Consider the following 21253-nt stretch of genomic DNA (forward strand, 5'->3'; position numbering starts at 1 on the left):
GCGGTCTGCGCGAAACGCATGCGTGCACCTATAAAGGAATCCCCCGCCGAGGCGGGGGATTCCCGAAGCGCGTCGCGAGCGCGCGATGCGTCAGCCCAGTGCAGCCGACGTTACGCGGCGCCTGGTATGAGCATCATCGCCGCGGTGAGGATGATGATGCAGGCAACGCCCAGCACGATGAACAGCTTGCCGCCGAACTTAAGCCACGTGGAGTACTCCACCTTAGCAAGCGCCAGGCCGCCCATGATGGCGCCGGACGTGGGGGTGAACAGGTTCACCAGGCCGTTGCCGGCGCTGAAGATCATGATCATCACGTCGGGCGAGAAGCCGAGCGAGTTCGCCAGCGGGCCCATGATGGGCATGGAAACCGTGGCCATGCCGGACGACGACGGGATGAGGAACGACAGCACCACGTAGAGCAGGAACGACATGGGGGCGAATATGATCGCCGACAGGCCGTTCAGCGCGTTGGCCGCATTGTTGAGGATCCACATGTCCAGGCCGGTCTCGCCCATGAGCACCGTGATGGAGCGGGCGAGCGCGATGATCAGCACGACGCTCATCATGTCGGCCGCGCCGTTGATGAAGGCCTTGACGAAGCGGCTCTCGGACACGCCGCCCACCACGCCGATGATCAGCGCCATGATGAGGAACCAGGTGGAAGCCTCGTCGAAGTACCACTGCCCCAGCGGCAGGCCCGTGAGGAACGCGGACCAGCCCTCGGAGACCTGCTCCTCGGCGGTGACCGTGCCGGTCACGTTGCCGTTGAACGTGAGCTCGCCCTCAGCCGCGCCCGCATCTGCGGCATCGGCCCACGTCGCAGAGATATCGTCGCCGCTGACCTGGGTCGTTACCTCCTCGGTTGCAGCGCCGGCGTCGAAGATCTCCACACCGAAGTCGCCCCAGGGGATGAAGCCGATGATCATGACCACGAACGTGAGCGCGAACACGATGAGCGCCCACTTCTGGCGGCCCGTCATGAGCTTCTGGTTCGGGTTTGCCTCGGCGTCGACCGCCTCCTGCTGCGCCTCGCCGAACTCGGCCTTCATGGTCTCCTGCTCCTGCAGCGACAGGATGGTGGAGCCCTTGTTGGCCTTGACCTTCTTCGCGTAGCGCATGACGAAGATGATGGAGATTACCAGCGTCACGAGCCAGAGCACGATGCCCAGCAGGATGATGGTGCCCTGGTTGATGGCGATGCCGCTGCCGGACAGCGAGTCGACCGCCGCGCCGACCGCGAACGGGTTGACCGTCGAGCCGAGCACGCCGCAGCCGGCGCCCAGAAGGACGACCGCCGCGCCGACGACGCTGTCGAAGCCGGCCGCCACCATAGTGGCCGCCAGCAGCAGGTAGAACGGAACCGTTTCCTCGCACATGCCGTACGTCGTACCGCCGATGGAGAAGATGAACATCAGGATCGGTATGAGCACGAGTTCGTTGCCCTTGAGCTTCTTCACCAGTGCGGCGATGCCGGCATCCAGCGCGCCCGTCTCGGTCACGATCCCCAGGAAACCACCCAGGATCAGCACGAACAGGCACACGGGAAGCGCATCGGTGAAGCCCTTGACGGGCGCCGTCGCCACGTTGGCGATGGTTGCGCCCTCGACTCCCTCAACACCGGCTAAAGACATGGCCACCGTGATCAGAGCAAGTGCAACGAGCATGATGAGCAAAATGGTGAACGATGATATAGATCGCTTCTTCTTGCTTTTTTCCTTCGCTTTCTCGGTCATGAGAACCCCTCCTTTGAAGAGGATCGAGGTGAATACGTTTGGCGAACGAGAAACCTCTTGAACGTACCGGCCGGAAGCATAACCGCCCGGCACGCGGATACCCCTCCTGCGGCGGCGAGACGCTTGCGCGTCCGCCGCCGCAGGTAAAACACTAGGCCGTGATAACCGTGCCCGTCTTGCCCTTCAGGCCGTCGGCAGCGCACTCGAGCGAGGTGATGAGCGCCTTGCCCTCGGGATGCTGCTGCACGAACTCGATGCAGGCCTCGACCTTCGGCAGCATCGAGCCGGGCGCGAACTGGCCCTCCTCGATGTACTTCTGGGCCTCGGCAACCGTCATGGAGTTGAGCTCCTGCTGCTCGGGCGTGTTGAAGTTGATGCACACCTTCTCCACGGCCGTGAGGATGACCAGCATGTCGGCCTTGAAATCGGCGGCCAGCTTGGCGCTGGAGCGGTCCTTGTCGATGACGGCCGGCACGCCATGGTAGCTGTCGTCCTTCTCGATGACCGGAACGCCGCCGCCGCCCGTGGAGATGACGATGTAGCCGTCGTCCATGAGGTCCTTGATGGCGTCGAACTCAACGATGCGCTGCGGCTTCGGGGAGGCCACTACCTGGCGCCAGCCGCGGCCGGCGTCTTCCTTGTAGGTGTAGCCGGTCTCCTCGGCGCGCTTCATGGCCTCTTCCTCGGTGAGGAAGGCGCCCACGGGCTTCGTCGGGTTCTGGAACGCCGGGTCCTCCGGGTAGACGACCGTCTGCGTCACGATGCAGGCCGTGGAGCGCATGATGCCGCGGCGCTTCATATCGTTCAGGATGGCCTGCGACAGCTGGTAGCCGATGTAGCCCTGGCTCATGGCGCCGCACTCGGGGAACGGCATGGCCGGCGTCTTGCCGTCATGCGTGGAGGCGTAGTCGAACGCGTTGTTGATCATGCCGACCTGCGGGCCGTTGCCGTGGGAGACCACGACGTTGATGCCCTCGGCCACCATGTCAACGATGTGCTCGGCCGTGTTCTTCACCAGCTCCAGCTGCTCCTGGGGCGTGTTGCCCAGGGCGTTGCCGCCGAGCGCGATGACCACGGACTTGCCTTCGCCTTTCTGGTATGCCATAGTTCGTCTCCTTTCTCCAGCTCGTGCTTAGGAGAGCGTGGCGTACATGACGGCCTTGATGGTGTGCATGCGGTTCTCGGCCTCGTCGAACACCTTGGACTGCGTGGACTCGAACACCGCGTCCTCGACCTCCATCTCGGTCACGCCGAACTGCTCGGCGATCTCGGCGCCGATGGTGGTCTTGGTGTCGTGGAACGACGGCAGGCAGTGCATGAAAATGGCGTCCGGAGAGGCCATGGCCATGACTTCCTTCGTCACGCGGTAGGGCTCCAGCAGCTTGATGCGCTCGGCCCAGAGCTCGGCCGGCTCGCCCATGGACACCCAGATGTCGGTGTAGATGACGTTGGCGCCCGTGCAGGCCTCCTTCACGTCCTCGGTCAGCGTGATGGTGGCGCCGGTCTCGGCGGCAACCTCACGGCACTGGGCCACGAGGTCGGCCTTCGGCATACGGGCCTCGGGACCGCAGGCCACGAAGTGCAGGCCCAGCTTCGCGCACACGACCATGAGCGAGTTCGCCACGTTGTTCTCGGCGTCGCCCATGAACACGAACTTCAGGCCCTTGAGGCCCTGCGGGAAGTTCTCCTCGACCGTCAGCATGTCGGCGATCATCTGCGTGGGATGGAACTCGTTGGTCAGGCCGTTCCACACCGGCACGCCGGCGTTGGCGGCCAGGTCCTCGACGATCTCCTGGGAGAAGCCGCGGTACTCGATGCCGTCGTACATGCGGCCGAGCACGCGGGCGGTGTCCTCGATGGACTCCTTCTTGCCCATCTGGGAGCTGCCGGGATCGAGGTAGGTGACGCCCATGCCGAGGTCCATGCCGCCCACCTCGAACGCGCAGCGCGTACGGGTGGAGGTCTTCTCGAACAGCAGGACGATGTTCTTGCCTTCGAGGTAGCGATGGGGGGTACCCGTCAGTTTCAGGTTCTTGAACTCTTTGGACAGCTTGATGAGGTAGCGGATCTCGTCAGGCGTGAAATCCAGCAGCTTCAGGAAGTTGCGTCCGCTCAGGCTCGTGGGCATGATTCATTCCTTTCGTCGTTCTTTGCCAAGTTTTCCTACCGTGTGAACCGTGCAGGCGGGCGTCGCCAAGTTGAAACCGCCCGCCTCTTTTCAGCCTTCGAGGGGAACCCGCCTCGGGGCTCCCCTCTCCGCTGGAAAGACAAAGGGTTGCGGCCCGGTGCGCCCCGGGCCCCGGCGCTGCTAGTCCTCGCGCCAGATGGGCATGCTCATGCAGCGTGGGCCGCCACGGCCGCGGGACAGCTCGGCGGAGGGGATCACGATCAGCTTGATGCCCTTCTCCTCGAGCACCTTGTTCGTCACGTCGTTGCGCTCGTACACGCAGACCGTGCCGGGGGCGATGCACAGCGTGTTGCTGCCGTCGTTCCACTGCTCGCGCTCGGCCGCGATGCGGTCGCCGCCGCCGCAGGGGATGAGCTCCACCGGCATGCCGACGTACTTCTCGAGGATGTCCTCGAGCTTGCCGGTCATCTCCTTGACCTTGATGCCCTCGCCCTCGGGGGTGATCTCGAACACGGTCAGCGGGCCCATGATGCCCGGATGGATGGTGAACTTGTCCGTGTCGATCTGGGTGAACACCGTGTCGAGGTGCATCATGGCGCGGTTGTTCGGGATGTTGAACGCCAGGATGGTGTCGATGGGGCTGGTCTCGTCGTTGAAGATGTTATGCGCCAACGCGTCGATGGCGTCGGGCTCGGTGCGCTGCGAGATGCCCACAGCGAGCACGTGGTCGTTGATGTTGAGGATGTCGCCGCCCTCGATGTGGAACGTGTTGTAGCGGCTGTAGTACTGGGGGACGTCCTTGAAGTCCGGGTGGTACTTGAAGATGTACTCGCCGTAGATGGTCTCGCGGTTGCGCGTGACGGAGTACATGCGGTTGATGGACACGCCGTTGCCGATCATGGCGAAGTTGTCGCGCGTGAAGTACAGGTTCGGCATGGGGGCGACGACCATCTTGGAGGCCTCGGACACGAGATCCACCAGCGAGTTGGACTTGTCGGTGTGGAGCTCGGTGAGGTTGATGCCCTCCATCGTCTTCAGCACGAGGTCCTTGTTCTCGGGATAGTTGTCGTTCAGGTAGTCGAAGATGATCTTCTGGTAGCGGTCGGTGCGGATGCCGGCTTCCTCGATGAACTGCTTCAGGAAAGTCTCGCGCACGTCGGGGTTCTGGTCGAGCACTTCGGTCATGAGATCCTCGAGATACACGACCTCCACGCCGTTGTCGCGCAGAGCCTGGGCGAACGCGTCATGCTCCTCCTGGGCGACCTTCAAGAACGGGATGTCGTCGAACAGCAGCTCTTCCAGCGTGTTCGGCGTCAGGTTCAGAAGCTCTTTGCCCGGGCGGTGCAGCAGGACTCGCTTTAAAGGCTTGATCTCGCTTTTAACGTTGACACCAGCCATTGCAACCCTCCTTTTCTTTATGCATTTTCCAGATTTTCGGCCTCGAGGGCATCCGTTGCGCACCGTCTGCCCGCTCGATGACCCCAAAATCGCACGGTTCGATTCGAATTGCAACCACAATTTCGCAACAAAACCGGACCCCGTTTGATATCGGGTGCTTTTTCGGTGAACGGTTGCTTTTAGATGACCTCTTATTCACATTTTCTTCACATACACTTTACTGCGACGGAGCGGTAAATCGAACGGAACAGCGCTTTTTCGACCCGACTGCAGGGCGACCGTCCCCCCACCCTGCGACACGCTGATAAATGGGAATGCATAAACGAGGCCAAAGATGCATTCTTAGCGCAAACGGCTCATCGATGGGCCGCCTGCTGGGCGGACACGGCGAGGGCTTCCGCTCTTCCACTTGGTGAAGCTCGCATGAAACGAGGTTTTCACGTGCGGTTTCTCCACAGAGGGGGCTTCGTCGGCCTTTCTCGGCTCCGCAGGATGCACGCGCGCGTTTTACGGTATAATACCGATGCCGAAGCAAACGCGCTCGTGGCTCAATGGATAGAGCAACGGACTTCTAATCCGTCGGTTGCAGGTTCGAGTCCTGCCGGGCGCACCAGGAATCACCAGCCGCCTCCCCCTCGGAAGGCGGCTTTTTTTATGCCTGTTTGAAAAAATTTTAAAGTATATCATAAGTTTTGTATTTTTGAGAATTTTTTTGCCATCTGGTTTCCGATCCTCTGCCCTGCCGAAACCTTGCACCCCTTCTCGCGGCGCACCCGCCGACGCGCGCCGCACCGACGCGACAGCCATGCAGCTTGCCAGCTCCGGTTTCCAGGCCGCCCAGCCCTCGGCTTCCACCCCGGCCCCCCGCCGTATGCCGTCCTGTGCGCATCCCTCGCAAAGGGGCGGACGCCCCTTTGCTTTATCTTAATAAAGTAAACCGCTCGGCAACAAGTTGGCCCTCGGCTGCAAACAAATCGGACTGCTCGCCTATGATAAAGTTTCCGTTCATATATATCGTCGAGGCCGCTTGCTCGAGCGATGAGGAAAGGAACGTCTATGCCTTATCTGGAAGACCACACCCTGTACTACAAGAAATCGTGTCCTTACTGCCAGAAAGTGCTGCGTTTCATGCAGGACAACAAGATCAACCTGGATATGCGCGACACGCTCCAGCCCGGCAACCAGAACGACCTCATCCACATCGGCGGCAAGAAGCAGGTTCCCTGCCTCGTCATCGGCAGCAAGCCGATGTACGAGTCCGACGACATCATCGCCTACCTGCGCGGGAAAGCAGGCTGAGCGCGGCATACCGCGAAACCCAAGCTACCAAGCGCCCTGCGTCGAGCCAGACCGAATCCAGCTTGCGCCAATCCCCCAACCCCGGCAATCGAAAACGGCCCCGCCAATTGGTAGGGCCGTCGTGTTTCCGTGGAGCGGGTGACGGGAATCGAACCCGCGTCATGAGCTTGGAAGGCTCAGGTTCTACCATTGAACCACACCCGCGTAACGCGGCGATTATTGTACCGCAAGATGGCCCCCTGCGAGCGAGAATATCGAGCATCCAAGTAAAACCCGGAAGATGCGGAGGTATCCGCCGTGCCCGCGAAGCTGAGCGCCTACAACGAGAAGCGCGATTTCAACCGAACCGCCGAGCCGGAAGGCGAGCCCGGCGAGCCCGCGGAGCGCCTGCGGTTCCTCGTGCAGCACCACCTGGCCCGCCGCGACCATTACGATCTGCGCCTGGAATGGGACGGCGTGCTGCTGAGCTGGGCGGTGCCCAAGGGGCCCTCGTACAACCCGCACGACAAGCGGCTTGCCGTGCACGTGGAGGACCATCCGCTGGAGTACCGCAACTTCGAGGGAACCATCCCGCAGGGCGAGTACGGCGGCGGCACGGTGATGCTCTGGGACGAGGGGTTCTGGGAGCCGCTCGGCGACGTCGACGCGGGCCTGCGCGACGGCGAGTTGAAGTTCGCGCTGGACGGCCGGCGCCTCAAAGGCGCCTGGGTGCTCGTGCGGCTGAAGCCCAAGCCGGGGGAGCATGGAGACAACTGGCTCCTCATCAAGGAGAAGGACGGGCACGTGCAGGCCGAACCCGGCATCGCCGGCTATGACACGAGCGTGCGCACGGGCCGCACCATGGACGAGATAGCGTCCGGCGGCGACGGGCGGCTCGCGCGCAACCCCTTCGAACGGGCCGACGTGGAGCTGGCGAAGCTCGTGGCCTCGGCGCCGAAGGGCGACGGGTGGTTGTACGAGGTGAAATACGACGGCTACCGCATGCTCGCGTTCGTGGAGGAGAACCGCGCGCGTCTGGTCAGCCGCAACGGCAAGGACTACACCGGGCATTTCCCCGCCATCGCCGACGAGCTTGCCGACTGGTCCGCCGGCCGCGCGTTCGTGCTGGACGGCGAGGTGGCGATGATCGACGCGAACGGTCGCACCGACTTCCAGGCCCTGCAGAACTTCCTGCGCAACCCCGACGGCCCGCAGCCTGCCTACCTCGTGTTCGACCTGCTGGCGCTTGACGGTGCTGACCTGCGGGACCGCTCCCTGCTGGAGCGCAAGGAGGCGCTCGAGCAGCTGCTGGAAGGCGCGCCCGCCGACGTACGCTACAGCAGCCACGTGCGCGGGCACGGCGAGGACAGCCTGCGCGCCGCCTGCGAGCTGCGCCTCGAGGGCGTGGTGGGCAAGCGCGCCGACGCGCCCTACCGCGGCGTGCGCAACGGCGATTGGATCAAGCTGAAGTGCGACCATCGCCAGGAATTCGTCGTCGGCGGCTACACGCGTTCCGAGAAGAACCGCACGGGCGTAAGCTCGCTGCTGCTGGGCGCTTACGACGGCGGCGGGCTCTGCTACGTCGGCCGCGTGGGATCGGGCCTGGGAGCAGCCGAGGCACACGAGCTGGAGGAGGCCTTCGAGGGGTTGCAGCGCGCCGACGCGCCGTTCGAGAACCCGCCGAAGCCGCGACCGCACGAGCAGGCGGCCTGGCTCGAGCCGAAGCTGGTAGCCGAGGTCAGATTCGCCGAATGGACGCAGGACGGGCTCTTGCGCCACCCCAGCTACCTGGGCCTGCGCGCCGACAAGGATCCGCGCGCCGTGCGGCGCGAGGAACCGGACGAGGACGGGCCCGCCGACGATGACGCGAGGCCCTCCCCTGCCACGGCGGCCGCGGACGGCGTGGAGCCGGCAGCCGCCCGCCAACAGGCGGCATCCCCGCAAGCGGCGGCGAGCCCTTCCGCGTGGCCGTCGTCCGATCCGCACTCCCCCGACCGATTGGAGCATCCCATGGTTACCGCGAGCAGGAAAAGCGGCCTCGTCATCGACGGCGTGACCGTCACGAACCCCGACAAGGTGATGTTCGGCGAGAGCGGCATCACGAAGGAGCAGATGGTCAGGTACTACGCGCAGGTTGCCGAGCGCATGCTGCCCTACGTGGGCGGCCGCGTCCTGAGCATCGTGCGCTGCCCGCGCGGCGTGGGCTCGGCCTGCTTCTTCAAGAAGCACCCGGGTCCCGGCAGCTCCGGGATAGTCACCATCGACGTCCCTGCAAGCGACGGCGGGACGGAGGAGTACTTCTACCTGGAGAGCGCCGCGGGGCTCGTGTCCGAGGCGCAGATGGACACCATGGAGTTCCACGTGTGGGGCAGCCGGGTGGACGAGCTCGAGCACCCCGACACGATGGTGTTCGACCTCGATCCCGACAAGGGCCTCGACCTCGAGCAGGTGCGCCGCGGCGTGCGCGACCTTAAGGGCCTCCTGGACGAATTGTCGCTCACGTCGTTCCTGAAGACGAGCGGGGGCAAGGGCTACCATGTGGTGGTGCCGTTCGAGCCCGCCTCGTCCTGGGACGCGTTCCGCCAGTTCGCGCGCCGCATGGCGCAGGTGATGGCCGAGAAGTGGCCCGACCGCTACACCAGCAACGTGCGCCTGGCCAAGCGCAACGGCAAGATATTCATCGACTGGATGCGCAACGGCCGCGGCGCCACGAGCGTGGCCCCCTACTCCCTGCGCGCGAGGTCGGGTGCGCCCGTGTCGGCCCCCCTCGCCTGGGACGAGCTGGACACGGTAGCCCCCGACGCCATCCACCTGGAAGCCGCCCTCGCACGCGCCGCCGCCCCCGACCCCTGGAAGGGCTACTTCGACGTGGACCAGGGGCTGGGGTGACGCAGGGGGCGTTTCAAACGCACAGGCGGCCACGGAAGCCGCGGACGGCGTAGTACGACTCGGCGCCGTTGTGGTAGACGAACGTGCGACCGAACCGCCGGTCGCCGAAGAGGGCGCCGCCGCGCTGTCGCACGTCCTTTGGCGTGGCAAGCCAGCTTGACGTCTTCTGGTCGAACTCGCCGCGGCTCTGCAGCAGGGCGTACTGGCCCTCCGTCAGAAGCTCGATGCCCAGCCGCTCGGCTTCGCCCATGGCACTGCCGCGCGGCTTGTTCCGCTTGCGCGCAGCAAGGGCCGCATCGTCGAAGCAGAGGTTGCGCCGACCGATCGGGCTCTCGGGCGAGCAGTCGAAGAAGACGAGCCCTCCCGTACGCTCGTCGACATCGACGACATCGGGTTCGCCGGCGGTGTTCTCCATACCCTGCAACACGCGCAGCTTCCCTGGCTGCACCTCCAGGCGAGCCCGCACGTTATCCCAGTCGACGCCTGGATGCCGCTCGGGATGCTGCGCGAACCGGCTCTCCAACACCTGCATGATCCCGCCCCGCTCTTCCGCTCCTCGCCCATCCCTATGCTCCATGGCAACTCCAACCGCCGCGTTTGTCTGTTGGCCTGCATGGTACGAGACGCCCTGCCGCAAACCCAAAACGTTGCCGGACCGCAAAACCAGGCCCCATACGCCAAGGAAAGTCGAAGTAGATTGGTGATGATTGAAAGAGGGAATGGTCGGGGCGACAGGATTTGAACCTGCGACATCCTGCTCCCAAAGCAGGCGCGCTACCAAGCTGCGCCACGCCCCGACGCTGAACAGCAGGGGTCATTATAGCAGAAGCCGCCGTCATGGCGACAGCGGCTTCATCGACGTTTCCGGCGTCTCCGCATCTTCTCCGCGCTCCCAAGCGCACTCTGCTCAGAAGGCGGAAAAGGGGTCGCGCGGCTCGGAGCCGACGGCATCCCGCCCGCCGAAGCGCTCGCCGGCATTGCCGGATGGCCTAGCCTAGCCTCGCCCTAGGCGTTGGCGCCGCCGGCTTCCTCGAGCTTCGCTCGCAATTGGCGCAGGGCGTTGCCGCGGTGGGACACGGCGTTCTTCTCGTCGCGGTCGACCTCGGCGAGCGTGCGGGCGCCGCCGAACACGTCCGGCAGGAACAGCGGGTCGTAGCCGAAGCCCTCGCTTCCCCGTCCCTCGTGCCCGATGCGGCCCTCGACCGCACCCTCCGCCACGATCTCCGAGCCGTCCTCGTCCACGAACACGAGCGTGCTTGCGAAGCGGGCGGTGCGCTCGGCGTCCGGCACGTCGGACAGCTCCGCGAGCAGCTTGGCGTTGTTCGCGGCGTCGTCGCACGGCTCGCCGGCATAGCGGGCCGAGTGCACGCCGGGTGCGCCGTCGAGCGCGTCCACCACCAGGCCGGAGTCGTCAGCCAGCGCCGCGAGCCCGCCGGAGGCCTCGTGCGCCGCGCGGGCCTTGATGCGCGCGTTGCCCTCGAACGTGTCGGCGTCCTCCGCCGGGTCGGACTCGATGCCCAGCTCGCGCAGCGTGCGGAACTCCCAACCCGGGAAGTCCAGCGCCGTGGCGATCTCCGCCACCTTGTGGGCGTTGTTCGTGGCCAGCACCACCGTCTTCATATCGGTTCCCCTTCCCTGCCGCGCACCATGGCAAGCCACGGTGCGTCGTCGTTTTTACTGCCCGCCTGGACTCCGCGCGTTCCTCGCTGCGGCACCGTCAAGCCAGGTCGACGTGCGCCACCGTGTCGATAGGCTCGCGGAACACGCGGCTTCCGAAGCCGCGGAACTCCTCCAGGTCGTCGCCCGTCGTGTAGAACTCGTAGCGCGCCTCGTGGTCGACGCGCGCATAGGCGCCGCGGCGGGCCAGGATCTCGGCCACGTCGCGCGCTGCCTCCGTCGACGACGAGATGAGCGTGACCTCGCGCCCCATAACCCCGCCGATCAGCGCCTTGAGCAGCGGGAAATGCGTGCAGCCCAGCACGAGCGTGTCCACGCCCGCGCGCCGCAGCGGCTCCAGGTACTCGCGCGCGATCTCCTCGAACGCCGGGCGGATGTACACCTTCGACGCGAGCGACGTATAGTTCTCCAGCGGCCCTTCCGCCATGCGGATGCCCTGCTCGGCAATCTCAACGAAGCGCGGCGTGGCCGTGGAGAACACGGTGATGCCGGCGTCCAGGTGCCGGATGGCCAACGTGTACGCGTTCGACTCCACCGTGGCCTTCGTGGCCACAACGCCCACGCGGTTGTTCCTCGTGGCGTGCGCCGCCGCCCGCGCGCCCGGCTCCACCACGCCGATGACCGGCACGGGGAACGTCCTCTGCGCGTGCGCCAACCCGGCCGCCGTGGCCGTATTGCAGGCGATGACCACCATCTTCACACCGCGGTCCACCAGCCAGCCGCCGATCTGCTGCACGAAGCCGTCTACCTCCTGCAGCGTGCGCGGCCCGTAGGGGCACCGCGCAGAATCGCCCAGGTACACGATGGATTCCCGCGGAAGCGCCTTCGCCAGCTCGCGCGCCACGGTGAGGCCGCCGAACCCGGAGTCGAACACGCCGATGGGCGCGTCGTCGAAGGTGGGCGCGGGCGCCGTGGGTTCCGGGGCCGAGGATGGCACCGCGGTTGCGCCGGATACCGGGAAGGTTGTCTGCATGTCGTCCATGCGGCCAGTATAACGTAAGGCCCCAGCCATTGTTCGCCATCGGTACCGGGCTGCCATAGTTTCTGCTAATCTGGAACATGAGCAAAACAGGAACGACCACGCGAGAGGAAGGCACCCCCATGAAAGTCCTGCTGATCAACGGAAGTCCGAACGAGGAACGCTGCACGCACACCGCACTGGCCGAGGTAGCCGGCGCGCTCGAGGCCGAGGGCGTGGAAACCGAGATCGCCTGGATCGGCCGCGAGCCCGTGCGCGGGTGCCTCGGCTGCGGCGGCTGCGCCAAGCGCGGCGACGCCCGCTGCATCTTCGACGACGATGTGGTGAACGGACTCATAGCGAAGGCCGAGGCCGCCGACGGCCTGGTGGTGGGCACGCCCGTCTACTACGCCGGCGCGAACGGCGCCCTGCTGGCCATCCTCGACCGCATGTTCTACGCCGCGAGCGCGCGGTTGCGCTTCAAGCCCGCGGCCGCCGTCGCCTCCGCCCGCCGCGCCGGCACGACGCCCGCCATCGACCAGGTGAACAAGTACTTCCAGATCAGCTGTATGCCGGTGGTCTCGTCGAACTACTGGCCCATGGTCCACGGCAAGACCGCCGACGACGTGGCGCAGGACGCCGAGGGCCTGCAGATCATGCGCGTTTTGGGCAGGAACATGGCCTGGCTGCTGAAGGCCACAGCCCAGGTGCCGGCCCCCGAAGTGGAGCCCAAGGTAATGACGAACTTCATCAGGTAAAGAGCGAAACGCCCGGCCTACACGAGCCGGGCGTGATTCTGCGCTGTATAGAAAATGCGGCCAACCTTCACCGTGTGATCCTCCACACGGTGAAGCGCCATATACCTCATGAACAGGTATTTGCGATATCCCATGCGTGCAAGCCGAGGTTCGGCCGATAGGGCGAAGAACTCCGGCTTATCACTAAGTAGATCGGTCATTTTATCAAGCTCATAGAGCACAAGACTTGAAGCTTGGAGTGAGGTCAGATCATAGAGCAGATACTCTACTATCCTATCTCTGCCCTGTTCAGCCGAGAGCGACCAAACTACGTCATAGGCCATAACGCTCGCGCGCCCTTCTTTGTGACTCGCTCGCCTCCGTCATCCGGCCGTGGGCGAAATCATCCTCGGCTTCGTCCACGTCCCGATACAACTGAGCGCGAGCAGCTTCCAGGCGAAGCGCATCCAACTCCTCTACCGTCATGACGGCAAAAGACTCCCGACCGTTCCTCGTAACGATAACCGGATCCGGCGAACTCTCGACAAGCTTGGAAAACGTCGCCGTATTCTTCAAATCCCTTTATGGGAACGCAAACCGTCATTGCCGTCTCCTCTCGGGCCATAATTGCGGCCTCTAGCTTATCAGCATAGGGCGTAACGTCAACGTTGGGGGAGACTCTGGCTGCAACCGCAATCTCGTGAGGCTCGCGAGGCTTCCGTCCGGAAAAGGCTCACTGCCCGCATCAGCCCGGGGTCCCCCGGCTGCACGTCGAATCGCTCGCAGATGCGCAAGATGGTGTCCATGGTTCCCGGTACGCCTTTTGAGAGCCGGGCAATGGTTGTCGAGACGCTCACTCACAAATGCTTCGATTGAAATACCCCGTTATAAGTGGTATTCTCTGCTCGTTCAGGCATTCAAAGGAGAATGGATGTATCGGCAAAAGCCCGTTATAACAACGCAGCTAGAGGCCCTCGACGAGCTGCGCAACGTGCAGATGACACTCGATGGGACCTCGGCGCTCGCAATGGCGCTCTCCAAAAGCGGAATGGCCGATACGGAAGCCGTCGCGCTCATCTCCTGCCTGCTCGAGTACTGCTCGCTTACCGTCGAGGCCAGTCGTCAGATTATCGATAACGAGCTGGCGATCAGCCACGAATAGCATGTGTGATCGGTATCATGGCCCCTGATCGATACCTGCAAAATTGCAATGCAATCGATTGATGCCTCCTCGGCATCGAGCAAGCATGCAAGTTCCTTTTCGAAGTCCGTCAACAGGTTTGGCTGCGATACCAAAGGGTGACGAAGGGTTCCTTTTCGATGCGCTTTACCTGGCCCAATGCAATCAATCGCGAGAAGAACGAGATGAGAGCATCGGGTTTTCTTCAATGAGCAGCTCTTCGGCTCGGTCCTGATCAGGGATTTTGGTTGTCAAAGAAGTGGTCACTCTACGATGTCCGCCTCCACCCAAGATCGGTGCAGCTCCATTCGGCATCTCCTGCAGCGCTCTCGGAGAGAGCGGGATCGAAGAACCCAGCCGCCAGCTTCACCGCCGCGTCGAACGTCGCGAAATCCCGAGAAACGCCGTTTCGTTTCGCGAAATCAGCGAAGCGCGGCCGCCAGATCGAAGGAGCCTCGAAGCGTTTGGGAACCGCCATGCCCCTCTTCCCGCATTCGCTCTCGATGGCGGTTGCAAGCTGACGTAGGGAGAAGCCCTCATGGGTCGCGTAGGTCACCACGTCGACGAGGTCTTTCATCCTCGACGACGGCCAGCCTCCAGGCTGCAGCTCCATGATGGCGCACAGCTTGTCGGCGAGCTGGTCGGGCAAAGGATAGGCGAGATAGTCGCACGTCTCGACGCCTTCGATCCTCACGCGATTGGCCGGGGAGACGAGCTCCGGCGGCAAGGTGGTCGAGCAGTCGAGCGAGAGGTCGATGAGGATGGGGTCTTTCTCCTCGTCGCCGATGAAGCTTGCGTACCGCAGCTTGAGCAGGCGCGAATAGCCGTTCTCGTCGAGGGACTCTTCGCTGTCCGTGAGCCTGAAGGAGCAGAAGTCGCCCAAATCCCTTGCGGCGAGGGCGTTCAGCGCCTGAAGGGCTGTCTCGGCGCTCTCCCGCGAGCTCGTCGCGAAGTCGATGTCCTTCGTCGCCCGGGCGTCGGGGATGCGCGCGAGCAGGCCGCTTCCACCCTTCAGAACAAACTTGCCGTCGGCGCCACCGAACACGCGGCAGAGGAAACGATCCCTCAGCATCTCCCGATACGCCGTCCCGGGGTCGCGCCCCGACTCCTTGACGGATTTCTTCGCGGCCCGGTCGAACTGCTCCGCACTTTCGAAAGCCATTCGCTACCCGCCTTCCGCCATCAGCTTGTAAAGACTCTCGCCTTTGGGGATCCCAGCCTTCTTGCCTCGCAAGTCGACCTCGTCTGCGAGCCTTCGCACATCGGCGACGAGGCCCTTTCCGAGGGCGTCTCGCAGCACGCTCGCCACGAGGCTCAGGTCCTCGCCGCAATCGATCAGGTCGAGCACGGTACGTGCAGGCGACGTGGCCGGGACGCCGCTCGCGTAGACCACGTCTTCGTCGTCGATGGCCCTTTTCCGCACCGTGAGGCCGTCGCGCTGCGTCTGCTTCCTCTCGGCCGTGCAGAACTCAAGCGGCTCGGGGCCGACCTCCCCGAGCTGCTGCAGCCACGCCGCGGTCGCGCCCATTGCGATGGGAACGCGGGCTGAGTCCGTCGGAGCCCCCGGCTCGCGCCCGGGATCGAGCGAGAGCCAGGCGGCGAGGACCTCTTCCTCGCGCAGGCTCGGCGCGCCGCCCATGCGGTACACGCCCCTGGCCACCCGCTCGACGGAGCCGCCCTTCTCGAGGCGCGAGAGGACGTAGCGCTCCACGCCCAGCCTTTTCGCCTGTCGGGAGGTGAACAAGCCCTTCTGGTAAGCCGAGATGCCGTTGAGCTTCTTTATTGCTTCCATGGTTTTCATGCTTGGATTGTAGCATAATAAGTGCAACAATCCAAGCATGAAGCAACCCGAGGGACAAGCGTGCGATCAGCTGTTCTTCTTCGGTGTCATGCTGTGTTCTGATCCGAATTCGCGAGCAGCGGTGCGAGACGCGCAGGCAAGAGAACGCCTGCTACCGGCTCGGTTCGTCTCTTTCAATAACTTGGGTGATTGTTTCGATTTCAGCCATTTACACTGCCTCCTCCACCTTTCTTTCGAGTTCTGGAAATCCCCCCGCCTCTAAACAATGTCGGGCGATGCGCCTCGCGCTATAGCGAGATGGTGCGCCCTCCCACCGCTGCCCCACAATGGGAGTTGTCGGTGCGTGACGCGAAGTTCGAGGGTCAAAGGCTCCAGGCGTCGGGAGCGCACGAGAGAAGTGCGAGGCTCTTGAGTAAAGCTGTGCTGCTGAGCCGGGAGAAACTGGTGGACATGCCTAGATGCGCCCAAGGGGCGCCGACAATCGAACCTGTGAAAAACCGATCCGTCCAGGGCGTTGAAAGTTGTGGCAAGATTCGGGCTTGACCAGGGGATTTGGTTGTCAAAGAAGTGGGCACTCTACAATGATTTGCCTTATGGCGAGTTGATTATCGTGGTTTTCTACCCATATTGCCGTTCAGAATCGTTCAAGATCACTGATCAACATTTAATGCTGAGCGCAGCGCATTGCTCGGCAGAACCAACCTGTCAGGCCCTTGGCTGATAGCGAACGACAATATCCTGCCCATCCAATGCATTCCCTGAATCTCCGCTCAGATTAGCGATTATCTCCGCGACATGCTCGGGTTGCATAATGGTTGCAGGATCCTCTTCCGGCGCAAGCTTCCTGCGCAGATCCGTCGCACATCGTCCCGGAGACACGCAGTACACCTTAATTCCGTATTCTGCAAGCTCGGCAGTCAGGGTTTGGGAGACGGAGATGACCGCCGCTTTCGACGACGAGTAGGAAATCCACCCCGGACGCGGAGTGCTGCCTGCGGTAGATGCGATGTTTACGATCTTGCCATGTCGATGGCCGCGCATGTTCTTGGCGACCTCCCGGCACATCAGGGTAAGGGCGAAGACGTTCACTCGGAAGGTTTTCTCCAGCGAGCGGGCATCCGTCTCGAAAAGGGGCTTCGGATCCGCATAGCCCGAGACGTTCACCAGAAGGTCAACGTCCCCATGATCCTCCACGACGGAGGAGACCATCGCAGGAATTCCCTCCAACTCCTCCAGATCAAACGGAACCGCGAACATATTGTCGGGGTTGCCCGCCAGGGCTCTGGTCTCCTCCAGCTTCTCTAGGTTTCTCGATACCAGAATGACCGACGAGTATTCCCGCTTGGCCGCCAGAGCTATCGCGGTTGCCCGGCCTATCCCCTGGCTCGCCCCAGTGACGATGCAGGCCCCTTTGCTAGTCATCGGCCCCTCCTATCACAAAGCTCCTATAGATGGACTCCGCGATCACCAAATCGGACGGGTAGGTGATTTTTATATTGGTTGCGCTGCCCTCCACTATGCGAACGGCAACTCCGAGCTGGTCGTGCAAAAGACTCGCGTCCTCGGTGTACTGCCTTCCCGCCTGCGCCGCCTTCTCATGCGCGGCGGCCAGCGTCGCGTACTCGAATATCTGGGGAAGCTGGACGTTGACCAAGGCGGAGCGGTCGAGGGCCCCGCTCAGATTGCCGGTCTTGTCGACCTCCGCCACGGTGAAGGGGATCGGCACGCCCAGGGTCGCATTGCGGTCCTCGATCTCCACAAGCCGCAGGAAGTCGGCCTTGGCCGCAAACGGGCGCGCCGCCTCGTGGATGATCACGTAGTCGCAGCCCGAAAGGCTGGACAGGCCCCCCGACACGGACTCGTGCCGGGTCGCCCCGCCCTCGACGATGCGGTACTTCGCCCCATCGTAGCCCCATGCGTCGAGCACGTACCTGGTCTTCTCGATCGCCTCGTCAGCACAGGGGATGACAACGCTCGCGATCTGGGGGATGTCCTCGATCTTCTCAAGCGAGTGGACCAGCATGGGCTTTCCGCCGACGAGCAGCAGCTGCTTCGGCACCTTGCGCTGCGTTCTCCTGCCCACTCCTCCCGCGAGCAATATGAGGCCGATCTTGTCCTTCATGTCCGTCCTTTCATCCGTTTTTGCGATCTAGTCTTCGATCCGAAAAGCGAGTCCGTGGCTGTGCGGCGGGCTTTTGGGAGGGGACATGTAGTCCCCGTACAGCCTGGAGAGGTATCTGTCCCATTCGGAGGGGATCGGGCAATCCATGTCCTCGAACCGGAACGTCGCCCCCTCGCCAAACCACTCCGCATCCATGACTTCACGCTCGTTCCATGCCCCCCAGATATTCATCGCCCGCGAAGTGGGCTCCGCGCTGGCAATGCTCGAAGCGACGGCCTCCGAAGCGGCGACGGGGTCGCGCATCGCGTACGCCTTGCTCATCGCCCTCCTCAAGATCCGCTTCGGAATCGCCTCGTTCCTGTATTTCTGGGCGTCGAGCCGAGTCGTGAACGCGTAGTTGTACAGGCGCTTCCTGACCATCGCCCTTTTGATGGCCGCCTGGGATTCGCATACGTAATCGATCGGGAATACGTCTATGAAGACGCCTTGGCTGATGCTTTTCGAAGTCGGCTCCTCGTATTTCGTGCGGGCGTCACACAACTTGGCGAAGGGGTTGAAGTAGCCTTCCGTTTTGCCCAAAAGCGACAGTTTGAACGTGTCGCCGTCTGCGTAGGACTGGCAGAACGACTCGTAATCCTCCCTGGGCATCCCCACATCGACGTCGTCATCCCACGGGATAAACCCACCATGGCGCACCGCCCCCAAAGCGGAGCCGCCGATGAGGAAATACTGAAGCCCATGCGCATTGCAAAAGGCACCCAACTCTTTGAGAAGCCCTAGGCAAGTTTTCTGGATTTCCCCTAATGTCATTTCCTGCATCGGTACACTTCCTCGCAAAAAGCTTTTTACTTCTGAGTTTTCCTGCCCATCAAGCGAAAAACATCTCGCAAACAACCTCTGTTGAAAAACAAGTAGAGTAGATAAGCGCACCAAACCAGTGGCAAGCCCATAGCTTCAATGTTCAATAGCTGGATGGTGATAAACACAATCGCCAAACACACTTCGCTTGCAAGATACCGTCCCACCCGCAGGCCGAGTCTCCTTCGAGCTAAAAACAACTCCGCCGAAACACTCCTGAAGACAATCGATGCAACCACTCCCATGGCTACGAAAATGATGCTTTTGAACACATGGACGGCAATCAAGCTAAGGGCGATACCTACGACCATTGCCGCAACATTCAGCAAAAGAAGATATCTCTCATCGCGAAGCACCTTAAGATAAGTACTGCACAGCAAGTTGAACTTTCCGTCAAACACGCAGATAGGCATTGCAATGCCCAGATAAAGCAGCGCATCTGAAAAATCAGGCAACCACCACGTCAAAAAGAACGCACCAAGGGGATAAACCACATAAACGAGAGGCAGGATTACGACCAACGCATTTCTTATCTGGAAGAAACGCTGCTTTTGCTCATCGCCCCCCATTCTTCTCAAGACAGGAAACATGACCATTGATATTTGACCTATAAAAGCTAATACGAAAGACACCGTTGACAAAGCGAAAGAGAGAAGGCCGAACTCCTCTATGCTCCAATTTAGTTCAACCATAATCCGCGCAAAACCAACTATGAGAGAGCTAGCATAAAAGGCCACCATGACCTTGATGCCGGATTCAATATCTTTTATTACAAGAGATACGGATGATCTTAAATCGCACGCACCAACCTTGAACAAATCCCTCAAGCAATAGAGCATGTACAAGCTTGCTACGACCTGACTTAACACATACACAGTGATTAAGACTGCATAGCTTTCATATCCGGTTCCAAACAAAACAACCAGAGCCGCAACAAACACGATCTTGTTGATTAGACTAGCGATGGAATATAAATGGGTGAGATTGACAGCTTGCAAGGTGTATCCGAACAAGGAGAACGAATTGGCGCTCAAGCAGTAAAAACAAACGCCTATCCCAATTATGAGTAAATCGCCTCTAATATCTTGAGTAAGTATGAATACGATAAAAATGCCGGCAATAAAGAACTGTGCGGCGAAAATCAATCCGTACTCCCCTTTGAGCAACTTTCGGTCAATAGAGCCATAGACTGATCCACCTAGTCTTAAATATAAGCCATCGTTTACACCGAAAAGAGTAAGTCCCACGAACCCGGCATAAAGCAAAAATGTTTGCCAATACGAGTAAGACTCCAACCCTAAAAGCTTCGGCACGACAAGAGACATGGCAATGCTTACAACCAAAGTAGATCCTTGAGCAAAGAAAGCGAGCGAGAGGTTCGTCATCACTGACGAACTCTCAGTCGGAGTCGTCAGTCTTTCGATAATTCCTCGACTGCTGCGACGAGCCGTCATGCGCTAAATAAGTTCTTTTTGACCTGCTTCGCAACAAAAAATACTATGCTTAGCATTTTGAGCAACAGGAAGCGGTTCTGCTTAAGCAGCTTGCATTCAACAAGCCGATCAACGCGAACAGCGATATCGCGAGGCCCTTCGATCACAGACCTATTAAAGCAATCGCTCTTTCTTACCAAATTGAACACTTCGGAGGCGTCTTCGCAGTTCAAAGCAGCACTCTCGATAATCCCCGAGAAGGTAGCGTACGCACCTACGCACGCCCCGCGATAAATATCCTTCGATCCAAACTTTGCAGCCCATTTCGAAGCGTTATTCAGGGCAATATTCCTTACAACAAGAGATTGCTCTGCCTTCTCAAGCGAAAACGAATGACTAAGACTGCCGGGTGTATTTCTGTAGTAATAAAGAGGACTTCTCAAATACGCGAACGTCGTACAAACATCGATGAAAACCATCATCATTAGATAATCTTCGGAACTAGAGTAATAAGCGAATTTACCCAACGAAGAAGCGGCATCGTCAACAATGCTCTTTTTAAAAACCTTGCACCAAGGCGAATTGAGTAGATGAGTTGAATAAAGCTTTGTAACAACTTGCTCTTTCGCGATAACGGATAGATCGCAATCAGTGTCGAATAATCGCGGACCGCTCTTACCAAAAGACTCATGCTGGCTCATATCAAACATAAGCATATCGGGCATCAGTCGGGCAATCGCATCCGCAACTTGCAACAACGATAAGTGATGCAGCATATCATCACTGTCAACAAAAGCGACATAACGACCCGATGCCTCGTCTAGCCCACGAAGTCTAGCCAAGAGGGGACCTTTGTTTTCTTGCCGATAATAAATTATTTTCCCAGAATGCGAAGACTCAAACGCCCTGCATATTTTTTGTGTGTTATCGATGGATCCGTCATCGATAATCACTACCTGATAATCCTCAAAATCCTGCATGAGAATGGAGTTGAGGCAGTCGTCCAAATAATTCTGAGCGTTATAAGCCGGAATAACAATCGATAGTAAAGGGCTCTGCAT

At 61.1% G+C, this 21253-nt stretch carries 20 protein-coding genes and 3 tRNA genes; 5 read left to right on the forward strand and 18 right to left on the reverse strand.

The features are described 5' to 3' along the window. Window positions 1-110: 110 nt before the first annotated feature. The 4 genes from BN3560_RS01580 to arcA form a co-directional block, all read right to left on the reverse strand. Window positions 111-1733 (reverse strand): YfcC family protein, encoded by a 1623-nt coding sequence (locus BN3560_RS01580; RefSeq protein ID WP_096226761.1) that lies wholly within the window; start codon window positions 1731-1733, stop codon window positions 111-113. 151 nt (window positions 1734-1884) lie between these two features. After that, window positions 1885-2838 (reverse strand): carbamate kinase, encoded by a 954-nt coding sequence (arcC, locus tag BN3560_RS01585; RefSeq protein ID WP_087190960.1) that lies wholly within the window; start codon window positions 2836-2838, stop codon window positions 1885-1887. A 27-nt stretch (window positions 2839-2865) separates the two neighbouring features. Next, complete coding sequence (gene argF / locus BN3560_RS01590) at window positions 2866-3861, reverse strand: ornithine carbamoyltransferase (RefSeq protein ID WP_087190961.1); 996 nt, start codon at window positions 3859-3861, stop codon at window positions 2866-2868. A gap of 180 nt (window positions 3862-4041) precedes the next feature. Further along, window positions 4042-5259, reverse strand: coding sequence for an arginine deiminase (gene arcA, locus BN3560_RS01595; RefSeq protein WP_096226762.1), 1218 nt, complete (start codon window positions 5257-5259; stop codon window positions 4042-4044). Window positions 5260-5796: 537 nt separating this feature from the next. Here arcA and BN3560_RS01600 point away from each other — a divergent pair. Together BN3560_RS01600 and BN3560_RS01605 are read left to right on the forward strand one after the other, a co-directional pair. Then, a tRNA-Arg gene (locus BN3560_RS01600) sits at window positions 5797-5872 on the forward strand. Between the two features lie 443 nt (window positions 5873-6315). Next, the gene (locus BN3560_RS01605; protein ID WP_087192277.1) at window positions 6316-6558 is read left to right on the forward strand and encodes a glutaredoxin family protein; all 243 of its coding nucleotides are present in this window, start codon (window positions 6316-6318) and stop codon (window positions 6556-6558) included. A gap of 130 nt (window positions 6559-6688) precedes the next feature. Here BN3560_RS01605 and BN3560_RS01610 read toward each other — a convergent pair. Then, window positions 6689-6762 (reverse strand) — tRNA-Gly (locus tag BN3560_RS01610). Between the two features lie 93 nt (window positions 6763-6855). On the opposite strand from BN3560_RS01610, the gene ligD reads away from it, so the two are divergent. After that, window positions 6856-9426, forward strand: coding sequence for a DNA ligase D (gene ligD / locus BN3560_RS01615; RefSeq protein WP_096226764.1), 2571 nt, complete (start codon window positions 6856-6858; stop codon window positions 9424-9426). A 13-nt stretch (window positions 9427-9439) separates the two neighbouring features. Here ligD and BN3560_RS01620 read toward each other — a convergent pair whose 3' ends face one another. The 4 genes from BN3560_RS01620 to murI form a co-directional block, all read right to left on the reverse strand. Beyond that, the gene (locus tag BN3560_RS01620) at window positions 9440-9958 is read right to left on the reverse strand and encodes a DUF4256 domain-containing protein (protein ID WP_161959446.1); all 519 of its coding nucleotides are present in this window, start codon (window positions 9956-9958) and stop codon (window positions 9440-9442) included. 188 nt (window positions 9959-10146) lie between these two features. Beyond that, window positions 10147-10223, reverse strand: a tRNA-Pro gene (locus tag BN3560_RS01625). 208 nt (window positions 10224-10431) lie between these two features. After that, window positions 10432-11046 (reverse strand): RdgB/HAM1 family non-canonical purine NTP pyrophosphatase, encoded by a 615-nt coding sequence (gene rdgB, locus BN3560_RS01630; RefSeq protein ID WP_096226767.1) that lies wholly within the window; start codon window positions 11044-11046, stop codon window positions 10432-10434. Window positions 11047-11143: 97 nt separating this feature from the next. Next, a complete protein-coding gene (murI, locus tag BN3560_RS01635) occupies window positions 11144-12085 on the reverse strand; it encodes a glutamate racemase (RefSeq protein WP_096226769.1) in 942 nt (313 codons plus the stop codon). A 119-nt stretch (window positions 12086-12204) separates the two neighbouring features. Here murI and BN3560_RS01640 point away from each other — a divergent pair, with 119 nt between their 5' ends. After that, window positions 12205-12819 carry a flavodoxin family protein gene (locus BN3560_RS01640; protein ID WP_096226771.1) on the forward strand — a complete coding sequence of 205 codons (615 nt, stop codon included), beginning with the start codon at window positions 12205-12207 and terminating at the stop codon, window positions 12817-12819. A gap of 17 nt (window positions 12820-12836) precedes the next feature. Here BN3560_RS01640 and BN3560_RS01645 read toward each other — a convergent pair whose 3' ends face one another. Together BN3560_RS01645 and BN3560_RS14955 are read right to left on the reverse strand one after the other, a co-directional pair. After that, on the reverse strand, window positions 12837-13142 hold the full coding sequence (locus BN3560_RS01645) for a type II toxin-antitoxin system RelE/ParE family toxin (protein WP_096226772.1): 306 nt from the start codon (window positions 13140-13142) through the stop codon (window positions 12837-12839). Then, window positions 13132-13374, reverse strand: coding sequence for a type II toxin-antitoxin system prevent-host-death family antitoxin (locus tag BN3560_RS14955; protein WP_096226773.1), 243 nt, complete (start codon window positions 13372-13374; stop codon window positions 13132-13134). Before BN3560_RS14955 ends, BN3560_RS01645 begins: the two co-directional genes overlap by 11 nt. A gap of 355 nt (window positions 13375-13729) precedes the next feature. Here BN3560_RS14955 and BN3560_RS01660 point away from each other — a divergent pair, with 355 nt between their 5' ends. Then, window positions 13730-13960: a hypothetical protein gene (locus tag BN3560_RS01660; RefSeq protein ID WP_096226775.1), complete on the forward strand. Its 231-nt coding sequence runs from the start codon at window positions 13730-13732 to the stop codon at window positions 13958-13960. A 286-nt stretch (window positions 13961-14246) separates the two neighbouring features. Here BN3560_RS01660 and BN3560_RS01665 read toward each other — a convergent pair whose 3' ends face one another. The 7 genes from BN3560_RS01665 to BN3560_RS01695 all read right to left on the reverse strand — a co-directional run bounded on the left by BN3560_RS01665 (window position 14247) and on the right by BN3560_RS01695 (window position 21253). Beyond that, the gene (locus tag BN3560_RS01665; RefSeq protein WP_096226776.1) at window positions 14247-15140 is read right to left on the reverse strand and encodes a nucleotidyl transferase AbiEii/AbiGii toxin family protein; all 894 of its coding nucleotides are present in this window, start codon (window positions 15138-15140) and stop codon (window positions 14247-14249) included. A 3-nt stretch (window positions 15141-15143) separates the two neighbouring features. After that, entirely contained in the window at window positions 15144-15770 is a 627-nt protein-coding gene (locus tag BN3560_RS01670; protein ID WP_157780529.1) for a type IV toxin-antitoxin system AbiEi family antitoxin domain-containing protein, read from the reverse strand. Window positions 15771-16484: 714 nt separating this feature from the next. Then, entirely contained in the window at window positions 16485-17201 is a 717-nt protein-coding gene (locus BN3560_RS01675; protein WP_096226779.1) for an SDR family oxidoreductase, read from the reverse strand. Then, entirely contained in the window at window positions 17194-17901 is a 708-nt protein-coding gene (ispD, locus tag BN3560_RS01680) for a 2-C-methyl-D-erythritol 4-phosphate cytidylyltransferase (RefSeq protein ID WP_096226781.1), read from the reverse strand. Before ispD ends, BN3560_RS01675 begins: the two co-directional genes overlap by 8 nt. 27 nt (window positions 17902-17928) lie before the next feature. After that, window positions 17929-18720 (reverse strand): LicD family protein, encoded by a 792-nt coding sequence (locus BN3560_RS01685; RefSeq protein WP_096226782.1) that lies wholly within the window; start codon window positions 18718-18720, stop codon window positions 17929-17931. Window positions 18721-18746: 26 nt separating this feature from the next. After that, on the reverse strand, window positions 18747-20213 hold the full coding sequence (locus tag BN3560_RS01690; RefSeq protein ID WP_123649859.1) for a lipopolysaccharide biosynthesis protein: 1467 nt from the start codon (window positions 20211-20213) through the stop codon (window positions 18747-18749). Then, complete coding sequence (locus BN3560_RS01695) at window positions 20210-21253, reverse strand: glycosyltransferase family 2 protein (protein ID WP_096226785.1); 1044 nt, start codon at window positions 21251-21253, stop codon at window positions 20210-20212. The genes BN3560_RS01690 and BN3560_RS01695 overlap by 4 nt, the downstream gene beginning before the upstream one ends.

Origin of the sequence: Gordonibacter urolithinfaciens, assembly GCF_900199375.1 — a bacterium.
Classification (GTDB): Bacteria; Actinomycetota; Coriobacteriia; order Coriobacteriales; family Eggerthellaceae; genus Gordonibacter; species Gordonibacter urolithinfaciens.

Excerpts from the sequence above, each read along its gene's own strand:
- BN3560_RS01675 (WP_096226779.1), bottom strand. The coding sequence starts at position 17,201 with ATGACTAGCAAAGGGGCCTGCATCGTCACTGGGGCGAGCCAGGGGATA.
- BN3560_RS01670 (WP_157780529.1), bottom strand. The coding sequence starts at position 15,770 with ATGGAAGCAATAAAGAAGCTCAACGGCATCTCGGCTTACCAGAAGGGC.
- arcA (WP_096226762.1), bottom strand. The coding sequence starts at position 5,259 with ATGGCTGGTGTCAACGTTAAAAGCGAGATCAAGCCTTTAAAGCGAGTC.
- BN3560_RS01665 (WP_096226776.1), bottom strand. The coding sequence starts at position 15,140 with ATGGCTTTCGAAAGTGCGGAGCAGTTCGACCGGGCCGCGAAGAAATCC.
- BN3560_RS01645 (WP_096226772.1), bottom strand. The coding sequence starts at position 13,142 with ATGGCCTATGACGTAGTTTGGTCGCTCTCGGCTGAACAGGGCAGAGAT.
- rdgB (WP_096226767.1), bottom strand. The coding sequence starts at position 11,046 with ATGAAGACGGTGGTGCTGGCCACGAACAACGCCCACAAGGTGGCGGAG.
- BN3560_RS01695 (WP_096226785.1), bottom strand. The coding sequence starts at position 21,253 with ATGCAGAGCCCTTTACTATCGATTGTTATTCCGGCTTATAACGCTCAG.
- BN3560_RS01640 (WP_096226771.1), top strand. The coding sequence starts at position 12,205 with ATGAAAGTCCTGCTGATCAACGGAAGTCCGAACGAGGAACGCTGCACG.
- BN3560_RS01580 (WP_096226761.1), bottom strand. The coding sequence starts at position 1,733 with ATGACCGAGAAAGCGAAGGAAAAAAGCAAGAAGAAGCGATCTATATCA.
- ispD (WP_096226781.1), bottom strand. The coding sequence starts at position 17,901 with ATGAAGGACAAGATCGGCCTCATATTGCTCGCGGGAGGAGTGGGCAGG.
- argF (WP_087190961.1), bottom strand. The coding sequence starts at position 3,861 with ATGCCCACGAGCCTGAGCGGACGCAACTTCCTGAAGCTGCTGGATTTC.
- BN3560_RS01620 (WP_161959446.1), bottom strand. The coding sequence starts at position 9,958 with ATGCAGGTGTTGGAGAGCCGGTTCGCGCAGCATCCCGAGCGGCATCCA.
- murI (WP_096226769.1), bottom strand. The coding sequence starts at position 12,085 with ATGGACGACATGCAGACAACCTTCCCGGTATCCGGCGCAACCGCGGTG.
- BN3560_RS01660 (WP_096226775.1), top strand. The coding sequence starts at position 13,730 with ATGTATCGGCAAAAGCCCGTTATAACAACGCAGCTAGAGGCCCTCGAC.
- BN3560_RS01690 (WP_123649859.1), bottom strand. The coding sequence starts at position 20,213 with ATGACGGCTCGTCGCAGCAGTCGAGGAATTATCGAAAGACTGACGACT.
- BN3560_RS01605 (WP_087192277.1), top strand. The coding sequence starts at position 6,316 with ATGCCTTATCTGGAAGACCACACCCTGTACTACAAGAAATCGTGTCCT.
- BN3560_RS01685 (WP_096226782.1), bottom strand. The coding sequence starts at position 18,720 with ATGCAGGAAATGACATTAGGGGAAATCCAGAAAACTTGCCTAGGGCTT.
- arcC (WP_087190960.1), bottom strand. The coding sequence starts at position 2,838 with ATGGCATACCAGAAAGGCGAAGGCAAGTCCGTGGTCATCGCGCTCGGC.